13 protein-coding genes are annotated in these 14,118 nt (G+C 58.2%); 7 read left to right on the top strand and 6 right to left on the bottom strand.

Annotated elements, in window-relative coordinates; genetic code table 11:
- Positions 1-222 precede the first annotated feature (222 nt).
- The 6 genes from pilB to CWI66_RS00540 are packed head-to-tail and all read left to right on the top strand — an operon-like array spanning position 223 to position 5,859.
- The gene (pilB, locus tag CWI66_RS00565) at positions 223-1,980 is read left to right on the top strand and encodes a type IV-A pilus assembly ATPase PilB (RefSeq protein WP_100730619.1); all 1,758 of its coding nucleotides are present in this window, start codon (positions 223-225) and stop codon (positions 1,978-1,980) included.
- Positions 1,981-1,988: 8 nt separating this feature from the next.
- Positions 1,989-3,218: a type II secretion system F family protein gene (locus CWI66_RS00560; protein ID WP_100730618.1), complete on the top strand. Its 1,230-nt coding sequence runs from the start codon at positions 1,989-1,991 to the stop codon at positions 3,216-3,218.
- 41 nt (positions 3,219-3,259) lie between these two features.
- The gene (locus CWI66_RS00555) at positions 3,260-4,102 is read left to right on the top strand and encodes a prepilin peptidase (protein ID WP_100730617.1); all 843 of its coding nucleotides are present in this window, start codon (positions 3,260-3,262) and stop codon (positions 4,100-4,102) included.
- A gap of 12 nt (positions 4,103-4,114) precedes the next feature.
- The gene (gene coaE / locus CWI66_RS00550) at positions 4,115-4,714 is read left to right on the top strand and encodes a dephospho-CoA kinase (RefSeq protein WP_081193263.1); all 600 of its coding nucleotides are present in this window, start codon (positions 4,115-4,117) and stop codon (positions 4,712-4,714) included.
- Between the two features lie 34 nt (positions 4,715-4,748).
- The gene (gene yacG / locus CWI66_RS00545) at positions 4,749-4,982 is read left to right on the top strand and encodes a DNA gyrase inhibitor YacG (protein WP_016913760.1); all 234 of its coding nucleotides are present in this window, start codon (positions 4,749-4,751) and stop codon (positions 4,980-4,982) included.
- Between the two features lie 13 nt (positions 4,983-4,995).
- A complete protein-coding gene (locus CWI66_RS00540; RefSeq protein ID WP_100730616.1) occupies positions 4,996-5,859 on the top strand; it encodes a DNA replication terminus site-binding protein in 864 nt (287 codons plus the stop codon).
- Positions 5,860-5,868: 9 nt separating this feature from the next.
- Here CWI66_RS00540 and CWI66_RS00535 read toward each other — a convergent pair whose 3' ends face one another.
- Entirely contained in the window at positions 5,869-6,198 is a 330-nt protein-coding gene (locus CWI66_RS00535; RefSeq protein ID WP_016913758.1) for a hypothetical protein, read from the bottom strand.
- A 364-nt stretch (positions 6,199-6,562) separates the two neighbouring features.
- Between CWI66_RS00535 and CWI66_RS00530 the strand changes: the two genes are divergently transcribed.
- Complete coding sequence (locus CWI66_RS00530) at positions 6,563-7,402, top strand: helix-turn-helix transcriptional regulator (RefSeq protein ID WP_100730615.1); 840 nt, start codon at positions 6,563-6,565, stop codon at positions 7,400-7,402.
- Between the two features lie 123 nt (positions 7,403-7,525).
- On the opposite strand, the gene CWI66_RS00525 is transcribed toward CWI66_RS00530, so the two are convergent.
- From CWI66_RS00525 to pheA, 5 genes are all read right to left on the bottom strand, one after another.
- On the bottom strand, positions 7,526-7,900 hold the full coding sequence (locus CWI66_RS00525) for a histone-like nucleoid-structuring protein, MvaT/MvaU family (protein WP_100730614.1): 375 nt from the start codon (positions 7,898-7,900) through the stop codon (positions 7,526-7,528).
- Positions 7,901-8,195: 295 nt separating this feature from the next.
- Positions 8,196-9,875, bottom strand: a complete 1,680-nt coding sequence (rpsA, locus tag CWI66_RS00520) for a 30S ribosomal protein S1 (RefSeq protein ID WP_081193269.1) — start codon at positions 9,873-9,875, stop codon at positions 8,196-8,198.
- A 184-nt stretch (positions 9,876-10,059) separates the two neighbouring features.
- Positions 10,060-10,749 (bottom strand): (d)CMP kinase, encoded by a 690-nt coding sequence (gene cmk, locus CWI66_RS00515; RefSeq protein WP_100730613.1) that lies wholly within the window; start codon positions 10,747-10,749, stop codon positions 10,060-10,062.
- A complete protein-coding gene (locus CWI66_RS00510; RefSeq protein ID WP_232710680.1) occupies positions 10,739-13,027 on the bottom strand; it encodes a bifunctional prephenate dehydrogenase/3-phosphoshikimate 1-carboxyvinyltransferase in 2,289 nt (762 codons plus the stop codon). Before CWI66_RS00510 ends, cmk begins: the two co-directional genes overlap by 11 nt.
- Positions 13,024-14,115, bottom strand: coding sequence for a prephenate dehydratase (pheA, locus tag CWI66_RS00505; protein ID WP_039178103.1), 1,092 nt, complete (start codon positions 14,113-14,115; stop codon positions 13,024-13,026). Before pheA ends, CWI66_RS00510 begins: the two co-directional genes overlap by 4 nt.
- Positions 14,116-14,118: the final 3 nt, after the last annotated feature.

Raw genomic sequence — 14,118 nt, 5'->3', positions numbered from 1 at the left:
GAGTCATCGTCAGGCCAAATCTTACTGAACATCAGCCTTGATTGCTGATTAAATTAGCTTAACCACCCCCCATTGGCAACCAGCTTTATCTTCCTGACATGCCCCGATAATCGGCCTATTTCACGGTATGGAGCCTGTACGTGGCTGGTACCTCGGGAACAGTAAATATGGTACAACCCTCAGCATTACATTCCGTTTCATTTGCCCGCTGCCGAGTACGCCATGAGCCAACCTGCCCCTGAGTCTACGCTGAGCCATGCTGCCCTGAACGGGGGGCTGCGCGGCATCGCCAAACGGTTGGTCAAGCACGGCCTGCTCACGGATGCCCAGGCCGCCATTGCGGAAAACACTGCCACTCAGCTGGAAATATCGCTACTGCAACACGTGGTGGACAGCGGCCTGGTGTCTACCGATGAGGCGGCGGTGGCGGCTGCCTGGGAGTACGGCCTGCCGGTAGTAGACCTGGAAGCCATACGAGTGGCCGCCCTGCCTGCTGCCAGTGACTATCCGGTCAAGATTCTTGAGCGACTGGGTATTTTACCTTTGGCGCGCCATGGCCACCGGTTGACCGTGGCGGTCCCTTACCCCGCCACGCTGACCCAGCTGGACGAGCTGCAGTTTGCTACCGGGCTAAGCGTGGACGGGGTGCTAGCCCCTGCCGATCAGCTACGCGATACGCTCGTACAGTACCTGGCGCAAAACGAACGCAGCATGCTGGACGAGCTTGAGGACGTGGACGATGCCGTCAGTGAACTCAATGTCGTACAGCACGAAGATGGTAGCGAAGCAACGCTGGATAACGCCGCTCAAAGCGGTGAGGACGCGCCAGTCGTCAAGTTCGTCAACAAGATCCTGCTGGATGCCATTAGTCGAGGTGCTTCGGATATTCACTTCGAACCTTATGAAACCCAGTACCGAGTGCGATTTCGTATCGATGGCATGCTGGTGGAGATCGCTCGGCCACCGTTTGCCCTTCGCCATCGCATTGCTGCCCGCTTGAAGATCATGTCACGGCTCGATATCTCCGAGCGTCGCCTGCCCCAGGATGGTGCCTTGAAGCTGCAGCTGTCACGCACCCGCTCGATCGATTTCCGCGTCAACTCGCTGCCCACGGTGTGGGGCGAAAAGGTCGTACTGCGTATTCTCGACCCCACGTCTGCTCAGTTGGGCATCGACCAGTTGGGGTTCACCCCTGAGCAGCAAGCCGCCTACGAAAGCGCGCTCAAGAAGCCCCAAGGCATGATTCTGGTCACGGGCCCCACTGGTAGCGGTAAAACCGTGACCCTGTATACCGGCATCAATATCCTCAATCAGGTGCAGCGCAATATCTGTACAGCGGAAGATCCGGTGGAAATCAAGGTGTCCGGCATTAGTCAGGTCAACGTATTGCCCAAAATCGGGCTCAATTTCGCCAGCGCCCTGCGTGCCTTCCTGCGCCAGGATCCGGACGTGGTGATGGTCGGCGAGATCCGCGATCTGGAAACGGCGGAAATTGCCGTCAAGGCAGCGCAAACCGGGCACCTGGTACTCTCCACCGTGCATACCAACTCCGCCGCCGAAACCCTGACACGCCTCTCGAACATGGGGGTGGCTACCTATAACATTGCCAGCTCCGTCAGCCTGATCATCGCCCAGCGGCTGGCGCGTAAGCTTTGCCACCTGTGCAAAGCACCTGCCGACATTCCCGCCGAGGCGCTGCGCAAGGCGGGCTTTAGCCAGCAGGAGATTCGCAATGCCACCATTTATCAGGCAGTGGGCTGCAAGCAGTGTACTCAAGGCTACAAGGGCCGGATTGGGGTATACGAAGTCGTGCCCATCAGCGACGACATGCGCCAGTTGATCATGCGTGACGGCAACGCCATCGAGATCGACCAGCAGGCCAGACGTGAAGGCCACCCCAGCCTCTATCAAAGTTGCCTTGGCCGTGTGCTGGATGGCAGCACCAGTCTCGATGAAGTCAACCGTATCAGCAAGGAGTGACCCCGCGCATGGCCAAAGCCAAGGCGCGCAGCGCCAAACCGGCCCCGTTGCACCGTTGGAAGTGGTCGGGGAAAGGCCCCCAGGACCGCCCAATGAAGGGGGAACTGATCGGCAGAACCAGAGCCGATATCGTCGATCAGCTCGCCAGGCAACGGATCGTCGCCGGCAAGATCCAAAAACGCAGCAGCTTTAGCGGCCGCGGCAAGGTCAACAATGTCGATATCATGGTGTTTGCACGGCAAATGGCCACCATGGTACGCGCAGGCATCCCCATTCTTCAGGCCCTTCAAGCGGTCTCCGAGAGCCTCAAGAAGCCCGCCATGGTGGCGCTGACTCAGCAGATCATGGAAGACGTTTCTTCCGGCGACAGCCTCTCCACGGCCATGGCCAAGCATCCAAAGCAGTTCGACCGTCTGTTCGTCAACCTGGTGGATGCCGGTGAACAAGCCGGTGCGCTGGACCAGATGCTGGAGCGTATTGCCAGCTACAAGGAAAAGGTCGAATCGCTGAAAAATCGTGTCAAGAAAGCGCTCTGGTATCCCACGGCGGTCATGGCCATTGGGGTCGGGGTCACCATGCTGCTGCTGATCAAGGTGGTCCCGGAGTTCGAGAGCATGTTCCAGGGATTTGGTGCCGAGTTGCCAGCGCTGACACAATTTACCGTCAACCTTTCCGAGATGGCCCAGCGCTACTGGCTGCATGCCATCGGCGGGCTGGTGGGCAGTGTGATGCTGCTCAAGGCCGCGGCTCGGCGCTCTGCAAAACTCGCCTATCGGCTGGATGGCCTGCTGCTCAAGCTGCCGGTGATCGGTGACATCATGCATAAATCGGCGGTATCACGTTTCACGCGGACGCTGGCAACGACCTTTGCTTCCGGGGTGCCGCTGGTAGAAGGGCTGGAAACGGCGGCGGGCGCCGCCGATAATCGTATTTACATTCAGGCCATCAACGAAGTGCGCCAGGACGTGACTACCGGCCAGCAGCTGCACTTTGCCATGCGCATGACCAATCGCTTCCCTGCGCTGGCAGTGCAGATGGTGAGCATTGGGGAAGAGGCGGGCTCACTGGATGCCATGCTCAACCGAGTGGCCGACTATTATGAAGAAGAAGTCGATAACAAGGTCGATGCACTGACATCGCTGATGGAGCCGCTTATCATCGTGGTCCTGGGCGCCCTGGTAGGCGGTGTCGTGGTCTCCATGTATCTGCCCATTTTCGAAATCGGCACAGCGCTTTAATCGCTCGGCCGTCGACACGCTTATTTCACTTCAGGATCTCCATGGGTTTATCGCCAACCATGCTGCTCGCTATCTCGCTGATGCTGGGGCTGTGCTTCGGCAGCTTCTTGAACGTCGTCATCACCCGGCTACCCGTCATGCTGATGCGTCAGTGGCGCAACGAAGCCCTGGTCGCGCTGGAGCAGCCAGCCGAAGCGCACCCCCGCTTCAACCTGGCATACCCTGCTTCACTGTGCCCTTCATGCCAGCACGCCATTGCCTGGCATGATAACCTGCCCCTACTGGGCTGGTTGAAACGCCGTGGACGCTGCGCCAACTGCCGCACCCGCATTAGCCCCCAGTACCCGGTCGTGGAGCTGATGGGTGGGCTGTTGGCGGTAGCTGTCATGCAGCTGCATGGCCCAACGCTGGCCAGCCTGTTTCTGTACGCGGCCTGCTTGACGCTGCTGGTACTGGCGGTCATCGACCTGCGTACCTATCTGCTGCCAGACATTCTCACCCTACCCCTGCTGTGGATGGGGCTACTGTACCAGCTGCTGTTTCAACCGCTGATGCTGCCCAGTGCCGTGATTGGCGCCATGGCGGGTTACTTGATCCTTTGGAGCTTCTACTGGCTGTTCAAACTACTCACCGGCAAGGAAGGCATGGGGTTTGGCGACTTCAAGCTACTGGCAGCGCTGGGTGCCTGGCTGGGTTGGGAAATGCTGCCACTACTACTAATCGTCTCAGCCGGCCTGGGCGCGATCATCGGGCTGACGCTTCAAGCGACGATGCCCAGACTGCGTGGCCAACCGATGCCCTTCGGGCCTTTTCTCGCCCTGGCGGGCTGGTTAGGGCTTTTGGAGGGCAATGAGCTGATGGCCCTTTATCTATCACTCTTCTGACCGGAGGCGATGATGATCATCGGATTGACAGGCGGTATCGGCTCCGGCAAGTCGACCGTGGCGCGCGCATTTGGCGAACTAGGGGTGGGCTGGGTAGATGCCGACGATATCGCCCGCGAAATGGTCATGCCCGGAGAGCCAGCGCTGGCGGCGATTGCGCAACGTTTTGGCCAACAGGTGCTCGATGCCGATGGTGGCCTGAACCGCGCCGCGCTGCGTCAGATCGTTTTCAGCGACCCCGAACAGCGCCGTTGGCTGGAAAGCGAAACCCATCCGCGCATTCGTGAGCGCCTGCAGTTGCGGCTAAAGGCGCTTGCTCTGAACTCGCCTTATGTTCTGCTGGTATCGCCACTGCTGTTCGAGTCAGGCCAGGATGCGCTGGCGCAACGCACACTGGTGGTCGATGTACCAGAGGAGCTGCAGCGATCGCGCACTTTAGCGCGCGACGGGGTGAGTGAAGCCCAGGTGCGTGCTATCCTCGCCGCCCAGCTATCGCGCCAGGAACGGCTCAGCCGTGCCCATGACGTGATCGATAACAGCGGCAGCCTGGAGCACCTGCAGCACCAGGTCGTCACGCTGCATCGACGCTACAGCACGATAGCGCACGATTGAGTAATGCACGATTGAGTCATGAGAGGAGAGATGCATGAAGAGCGCTGCCAACGATGCCCCACTGGAAGTCGCCTGCCCACAATGTGCCACGCCCGTGACCTGGAGCGCACAAAGTACCTATCGACCGTTTTGCAGCCAGCGCTGCCAACTACTCGACCTGGGTGCCTGGGCCGATGAGTCACACCGTATTTCCGGCGAGTCGGCCATGGATGAAGCGGATATGGACGCTCTGCTGGCCCAGGCGGATCGCGATGCCCCACTCTCCTGAGGCCTGACCCACGATGTCGTCCTCGCCCGCCTACCGCCTGCTGCATGAACTGGATGACCGTTTCGATCAGTTGATGCAAGCCATTGAACAAGCCGTTTCGCTTTATGAAACCCAGCCGTTGCCCATGTGGCGCTTCGATGGCCTCAGCGACCCCGGCTGGCTACGCCGTGCGCTGCTGGACATGTGGCATCAGCAAGCCCAGGATGGGCGTGAAACGCGCAATTACATTGGAGTCATCGCGGCGGACGAAGCACTACTGGAGGCCTTTCATGACGTCAATCATGCCAAACAGGCGATCAGTGACTGGCTCAGGCACATCAAACAGGCCCATCCTACTGCATTGAGCGAAGCCAGGCAGCGGCTCCCTCGCCGTCACCCTGACCTGGACAGCGTGCTGCGTCAAAGCGGGTTGGCCAGGCTACATTTGAAGCAGTGCTGGCGACTGATCCCTCTCGCCGAAGCCCCCGTCGCCAGAATTCGCTTTGCCTGGTATACCAGCGGCCGCTCCATCAAACGCATAAGCGTTCAGGAAGCGGAGCAGAAGCTACTGCAACTGGACACCGACGCGCCTCATGTACGCATCCAGTTGCGCAAGTTAGCCAGCCTACCCAGTCAGGAAGTGCTGGCCCAGGTACAGAACCAGGCCCCGCTGATGCGCGCCAACCTTTTCTACACCGAACCGCTGGCAGATGGCCACACGCGTCGAGCGCTCAACGTGGCCATGCCCCTTGTGGTCCCTGCGCCAGAGGGGCGTCTACCCGATATCAAAACGCCACCACAAACAGCGCCCATAGCCCGCACCCGCGCAAAGCGACGGGATGAAAAGCTGGAGAGCGAGGTGTTTCTGCCCAGCCTGCGGGTCTTCCGCTACCGTTAGCAGCCCCCTTCACTCACCGGGTATTTCCTCCAACGCCCACACATTGTACTTGAGCAACGTATCGATCAACTCGCGCAACGCCCCTGCCGATTGGTCGTACTCGGCCATCAGCGCATGCAGGCGCTCGCCGAACAGCTCATCACGCCGCTTCTGTTGGTCCGCCTGATCTTCTGCTTCTAGCTCGGCCAAGGAGCGCACCGGAGGGCCGGTGGGAATATCGAAATCACTGTCAGGGTCTTCCAATTGACGCAGCGCCTGGGCAAAGGCGTCATCCAGCTCACGAAACTTGCGTAGCTTTTCACGCTCATCCAGCTGTTTAGAAACCTTGTGATATTTCATTGATGTTTCATCTACACCCTACTGAAAATGGTCGACATGCCTGAGCAACAGGCCATTTTAATCAAAAACTGTGCACAAACGCGTATTCTTTAAGAGCAAACTTGCCTTTGCTACCGCTTGGAAGCATAAAGACAGCAACGCGATGATCTCACCATCGGTAACAATGACTAACCGAACAGGTGATTTATGCTAATACCTTTTACGTCATCGCTGGCAAGGTACGGCCACTCTGTCTATTTCCATGCCCCGGCACGCACTGCCACCAGAGATGGCCTACCAGGTCATGAGTCACCAAACGCACCGGGAGAGTGCACAGGCAGGTCAGTCGCAAGCTACCTGTTGAACCCGCATAGGAGGCCAGATAGTGTTCAATGCAATGTCACGAGCTGAAATCTGGCTACAAGATTCGCTTGATCAACCGCTGAGTATCGAAGATCTCGCCAGGCAGTTGGGATATTCAGCCTCACAGGTACGGCGACAGTTCCGCCAGTGCTTTAACATGTCACCCCGAGCATACCGGGAGCAGCGCAGACTGGAGCGTGCCGCTGTACTGCTATCGCTGACCCAGCAAAATATAGCGCATATCGCCGCGCAATGTGGCTATGTAAATCACTCATCCTTTTCACGCGCCTTCCAGCGACGCTACCAGCTGTCGCCCAGGCATTATCGCCAGGCTCTCAACGATAGGCATCACCTGAAGCCGCCGCTAACGTCATTTACCACGACCATAAAGCAAGGCGGCCCCCGCCAAGCCGTCTATATGCGTATCTACAAGGCGGCACACGCCATCAGCGGCTTGGGTAATCGTAAGCGCCATACCAACCATCTTCCATGTCTGGAAGCTCAACTCGGCGGCTCTATCCCCGCCGTGGCCCTCCCTGACCTGCTAGCAGACAAAGTATCGGCGCTCGACAGCACGACCAAGCCGTATAAACTACGCACCGATATCGGGCTGCATATCGAAAACCAGGCGAGCACCGACAGCGTGGCTTTACCGGTTGAATATCGGCGTATCGATATTCCCTCACAACACTATGCGGTAACGCTGTTTGATGACTTTAGCGAGCTCTCGGATGCGCTGACGGCAACACTGTGCCAACTGCACTACCACCAGAGCCTTTATCACGTTAGCGGGGGCGCACCCCATGTGCTGTGGCGCAAGGGACGTCTGGAACTCAAAGTACCGTTGCAACGCCTGACATAATCACTGTTCAATACAGGGAGAAGGCTGTGAAATTGTGGAGAGCATTACCTGGCCAGAGTGGCAACACTTCGATACTGCTAAAACAAAACCGGCACTTCTGGGGGAGAAATGCCGGTTGTTAACTTAATCTTCCAGGCGCACGAGCCAGGATTCGACGGTGTCATCGCCGTGCTCGTCTTTCCAGCTACGCAGGCCTTTGTGGTTACCACCGCGGGTTTTGATCACTTCACCCGTGTTCGGGTTCTTGTAGATCTTCAGGCGACGCTTGCGGCGAGTAGCGGCAGCGGCTGCCTTGGGTGCGCTACGCTGATCGGCAGCAGGATCCAGCAATGCAATGACGTCGGATGGGCGCTTGCCAAACTCGGTCATTAACGCTTCCAGTTTAGCTTTAAATTCAAGCTCACTTTTCAGACGCTGGTCATTTTCCAAACGCTGCAGCTCTTCCTGGAGCTGCTTAAGCTGCTGTTCTTTTTGGATGTAATCATTTAACAGAGACATGGGAGGTCCTTTTATAAAAAAGATAACGGCATTGGCACTGAGCCGGAAAACTCAACACCGACTACTTCAGGATGCGGACACATTATTGCCTTAAATCCACTGATTGACAATAGTCTAGTTGATTTTAGCGCCTTTACTAAACAATTTTATACACTCTAATGCCATTAAAGGCGATGTGACAATTGCGCATACCACTTATAGCAACGCTTGCACCCCCTTAACAACAACCTATTTCAAGCAGACAGAAACAAAAACGCCGCCCCAAAGGGCGGCGTTTTCCGAGACAAGACTAGTATTAGTCCTGGCCCATCTGCTGCTTGATCAGATCACCGATCGTGGTCGGACCACCGGCAGCTTCCGGCTCTTGCTCACGCAGTTTCTTCAGGTTCTGACGCGTGTCGTCCTGCTCTTTGGCCTTGACGGACAGAGCAATCTGACGGCTCTTGCGGTCAACGCTGACGATACGCGCTTCGACGCTGTCGCCTTCGCTCAGTACGTTACGTGCGTCTTCAACACGGTCAGCACTGATTTCAGAAGCCTTCAGAACCGCGATGACGTCAGTGGCCAGCTCGATGTGAGCTTCCTTGGCGTCAACTTCTACGACGCGACCCGTCACGATGCTGCCCTTGTCGTTGACAGACAGGTATTCGGCAACCGGATCGGAATCCATCTGCTTGATGCCCAGAGAGATGCGCTCGCGCTCAGGGTCAATGGACAGGATAACGGCTTCTGCCTCGTCGCCTTTCTTGAAGTTGCGAACCGCTTCTTCACCGGTTTCCGTCCAGGAGATGTCGGACAGGTGAACCAGACCGTCGATACCGCCTTCCAGGCCGATGAAGATACCGAAGTCCGTGATGGACTTGATGGTACCAGAAACGCGGTCGCCCTTGTTGTACTCGGCGTTGAAGGTTTCCCACGGGTTAGCAGTGCACTGCTTGATACCCAGGGAGATACGACGACGCTCTTCGTCGATATCGAGCACCATAACGTCAACATCGTCGCCCACTTGAACGACTTTAGACGGATGGATGTTCTTGTTGGTCCAATCCATTTCAGACACGTGAACCAGACCTTCGACACCCTCTTCCAGCTCAGCGAAGCAGCCGTAATCGGTCAGGTTAGTGACCACTGCCTGCACTTTCATACCTTCCGGGTAACGGTCTTTGATGTTGACCCACGGATCTTCACCCAGCTGCTTCAGACCCAGAGAAACGCGGTTGCGCTCACGGTCGAATTTCAGCACTTTGACGTTGATCTCGTCGCCAACGGCAACGATTTCAGATGGATGCTTGATACGCTTCCACGCCATGTCGGTGATGTGCAGCAGGCCATCGACACCGCCCAGATCTACGAAAGCACCGTAGTCGGTCAGGTTCTTGACGATACCCTTGATTTGCTGACCTTCTTGCAGCGTGGCCAGCAGCGCTTCACGCTCGGCGCTGTTTTCGGCTTCAAGCACGGCACGACGCGATACAACGACGTTGTTACGCTTCGGATCCAGCTTGATGACTTTGAAGTCCAGCTCTTTGTTTTCCAGGTGCGCAGTGTCGCGAACCGGACGAACGTCAACCAGAGAGCCCGGCAGGAAGGCACGGATGGAGTCGACGTCGACAGTGAAGCCGCCTTTGACTTTACCGTTGATCACGCCTTTGATGATTTCGTCTTTCTCGAAGGCCGCTTCCAGAATCTTCCAAGCTTCTGCGCGCTTGGCTTTTTCACGGGACAGGCGAGTTTCGCCGAAGCCATCTTCTACGGCTTCCAGCGCAACGTGCACATCGTCACCGATCGCGATGGTCAGCTCACCATTCTCGTCACGGAATTGTGCCGCAGGGATCTGACCTTCGGATTTCAGACCAGCGTTAACGGTAACCCAGTCACCGTCGATGTCGACAACTTGAGCCGCAACGATGGCGCCCGGCTCCATGTTGATGTCGTTAAGGGACTGTTCAAACAGTTCAGCAAAGCTTTCGCTCATGGTTTTCCTACGTGATCAACGTTGTTGAGGCATAACTGCCTTCTCCGTACCACCAGCGAGTACGGGCCTAATGTCATTCAGCTTCTGGAGGTGTTAGCGCTGGTTGGACCTGACCGGGCTCACTAAGATATTACTGTCGCCCTGCCACGTCGTGACACCTTTCCAAAAACGCCGCAAGGGAGAATCAAGCGCCGTTAAACATGCCCCGTTGGGCAAGCAGCTCGGTTAGCCGATCAACCACTTCCGGTATACTCAGGCGCGTGGTGTCAAGCGTGATGGCATCATCTGCCGGCTTGAGCGGAGCCACACTGCGCTGCGTGTCGCGTGCATCGCGTGCCTGAATCTCCTTCAAAAGACTCGACAGACTAGCATCCACCCCTGCTTCCTGCAACTGCAGATGCCGTCTATGCGCCCTTTCCTCGGCACTGGCGGTCAAAAAAATCTTCAGCGGCGCCTCTGGAAACACCACTGTGCCCATATCGCGTCCATCCGCCACCAGCCCGGGAGACCGACAAAAATCCCGTTGCCGCTGAAGTAGCGACGCGCGCACCTGCGGCAATGCGGCCACCTGGGAAGCGCGCTCGCCCGCTTGCTCGGTACGAATGAGCCGACTGACGTCTTCGCCTTCCAGCAGCGTGCGTGGCCGACCCTCTTCCACCGGGAAAGCCACGTCCAGGGTTGCTGCGATATCGGCCAGCGCCGCTTCGTCATCCAACGCCACGTGATGCTTGACGGCCGCCTGGGCCGTCAACCGATAGAGCGCACCGCTATCCAGCAAATGCCAGCCCAGCCGTTCAGCCACCAGGCTGCTGATCGTGCCTTTACCGGCACCGCCGGGGCCATCGATGGTCAGCACAGGAGCGTTAGCGGTCATGGACGTCCTCCACATCGACACGCATACCGATACGCTGAGCCAGCGTCACGAAGCCAGGGAAGGACGTTGCCACGTTGGCGCAATCGTCGATGACGATCTCAGCACCCGCGCGCAGGGAGGCAATCGCAAACGCCATGGCAATGCGGTGATCGCCGAGGCTATCGATGCGGCCACCGCCGTAACTCGGCATGCTCTCGTCACCGTTACCGATGATGTCGATGCCGTCTTCCACGACCGTATGCTCGACACCCAGAATCGCCAAACCATCTGCCATGGCCTGAATACGGTCCGACTCTTTGACGCGCAGCTCTTCAGCTCCGCGCAGCCGCGTGGTGCCTTGTGCATTGGCCGCCGCAATGAACAGCGCCGGGAATTCATCGATGGCGAGCGGCACTTGATCGACAGGAATATCGATACCCTTCAGCGGCGCATAGCGAATACGGATATCCGCCACGGGCTCACCGCCTACCTCGCGCTGGTTTTCAAGCGTCAGGTCAGCGCCCATCAGGGTCAGAATATTGATGACACCGATACGCGTCGGGTTGATGCCCACGTGCTCCAGCGTGATGTCGGAACCAGGGGTAATGGCCGCGGCGACCAGGAAGAAGGTAGCCGAAGAGATATCGGAGGGCACGTCAATCGGCCCCGCCGTCAGTTGACCGCCTCCCTGCAGCCAGCAGGTGTCGCCCTCGCGAGAAACGGCGTAGCCAAACCCGTTGAGCATCCGTTCGGTATGATCGCGAGTCGGCGCTGGCTCGCGCACGCGGGTCTCTCCCTCGGCGTAGAGCCCTGCCAGCAGCAGGCACGACTTCACCTGAGCACTGGCCATGGGCATATCATAATGAATGCCTTTCAGCGCAGCGCCGCCATGAATTTTCAATGGCGGACGACCACCCTCTGCCGTGTCGATGGTCGCTCCCATCAGGCGCAGCGGGTCTGCCACACGCCCCATGGGGCGCTTGGTGAGTGACTCATCACCGGTCAATTCGCTATCGAACGCCTGACCCGCCAGCAGCCCGGCAAACAGGCGCATGGCAGTGCCAGAGTTACCTACATACAGCGGGCCTGCCGGCGCCTTGAGGCCGTGCATGCCAACCCCATGAATGGTCACACGCCCCTGGTGCGGGCCTTCGATGGCTACCCCCATTTCACGAAAGGCCTGTAAGGTGGCCAGACTATCTTCGCCCTCCAGGAAGCCCTTGACCTCGGTCACCCCTTCGGCCAACGCGCCAAGCATGATCGAGCGGTGAGACATGGATTTATCGCCCGGCACCCGCAAACGCCCCTGCGCCTGGCCGCCTGGCTGCACTCGATAAGTCACTTGACCGTGTGGTTGCATATGATATTCCGCCTGATAACTGGTTTTATTCAATAACGTATCAAAATAGTGGCGAGCATGACTGGCCCGATCGAAGGTGGCAATCATCGCATCGCTGTCGGCACTTTCTACCGCTTGGCGCAGCCGCTTGAGCCCCGCTTCGAAATCATCCAGAGAAGAAAGCACGGCGTCACGATTGGCCACGAAAATATCGCGCCACATGACCGGGTCGCTGCCTGCAATACGGGTAAAATCACGAAACCCGCCCGCGGCATAGCGGAAGATATCCAGCCGCTCGTCCTGCCGCGCCAGCGTGTCCACCAGTGAAAATGCCAACAAGTGGGGCAAGTGACTGGTGCGCGCCAGCACCTGATCATGGCGCTCGACGCTCATTTGCAGCACGTCGGCGCCACAGGCTCTCCACAAGGTTTCTACTCGCGCCAGCGCTACCGGGTCGACATCCGGCTCCGGCGTCAGGATCACCTTGTGATTAACGTACAGCGATGGATTGGCGGCTGCCACACCGCTTTTCTCGGAGCCCGCAATAGGATGACCCAGCACGATATTGGGCATGACACGGCCGAATACGCGCTCGGCACAATCACGTATGGTGGCCTTGGTACTGCCTACGTCGGTGATCACGACATCGGGAGCCGCCTGATCGAGAGAACGCGACAGCGTGCTCATCACGCTTTCCATGGCCAGCACCGGCACCGCCAGCACGACCATGGAAACGTCTTTCAAGCAGTTGGCAAGCTCGACACCGCCGGCATCCACCAGCCCCAGCTCGATGCCCAATGCCACTTCCTGCTCATTGGGGTCGCAGGCGATGATCTGGCCAGCGTAGCCCGAGGCACGCAATGCGGCAGCCAAGGAGCTGCCGATCAGACCAAGGCCGACAATCAGAATGCGCGGTTCGACACACGCCACCCGAGGTGCAAGAGAAGGTGAAACCGTCACAGCACACCCTGAGGGTAGGAACCCAGCACCCGCAGTTCAGAGGCGCGCAGGCGAACTTCTTCCAGCACCGCAGCCACCTGGGGCTCGTCACGGTGGCCCTTGAAGTCGATGAAGAAGACGTAGTTCCACACACCGGTGCGCGAGGGCCGCGTTTCGATACGCGTCAGATCGATCTTGTGGCGGTGGAAGGGCTCCAGCAAATCGTGCAGCGCACCGGGCTGGTTACGCATTGCCACGACGATGGAGGTCTTGTCTTCGCCCGACATGGGCACGTCCTGATTGCCAATGATCAGGAAGCGCGTGGAGTTATCCGGTCGGTCTTCGATTTTGTCGGCAATGCGCTCGAGGCCATACAGCTTGGCGGCCATGTCGCCGGCAATTGCGGCGCTGTGCCACTCGGTTTTCACCAGCTTGGCGGCTTCGGCGTTGGAAGAGACCGGCACCCGCTCGGCATGAGGGTAGTGGGCATCCAACCACTTGCGGCACTGACCGAACGACTGAGGGTGCGAATAGATGCGTGACACCTTCTCTTGACGCGTGGTTTCACTGATCAAGAGATGATGGTGAATGCGCAGCACCACTTCACCACAAATCCTGATGGAGGAGTCCATGAACGTGTCGAGGGTGTGATTGACCACCCCTTCGGTGGAGTTCTCGACGGGAACGACGCCATAGTTGACGGCCCCCGCCTCCACTTCCCGGAACACTTCATCAATGGCCGCCATCGGCAGGCTGACGGCGCTTTCACCGAAATGCTTCAACGCGGCCTGCTGGGTGAAGGTGCCTTCAGGCCCGAGATAAGCCACCTTGACCGGCTGCTCCAGCGCCAGGCAGGCAGACATGATTTCGCGAAACAGCCGCGCCATTTCTTCGGAGTCCAAAGGCCCCTTGTTCAACGCCATGATACGGCGCAGCACCTGGGCTTCGCGCTCCGGTCGGTAGAACACCGCATCCTTGTCCTGAGCCAGCTTGACGTGAGCCACCTGCTGGGCACAGTTGGCCCGCTCACTGATCAAACGCAGAATATCGCCATCCAGCTGGTCGATACGTTGACGCAAGTCGTCGAGATTGATCGGCGTATCGGACATGGG

This window comes from Halomonas sp. 141 (genome assembly GCF_002810305.1).
Lineage (GTDB): Bacteria > Pseudomonadota > Gammaproteobacteria > Pseudomonadales > Halomonadaceae > Vreelandella > Vreelandella stevensii.
Note: the sequence above shows the minus strand (reverse complement) of the source record. Positions and strands in the feature narration are given on the sequence as shown.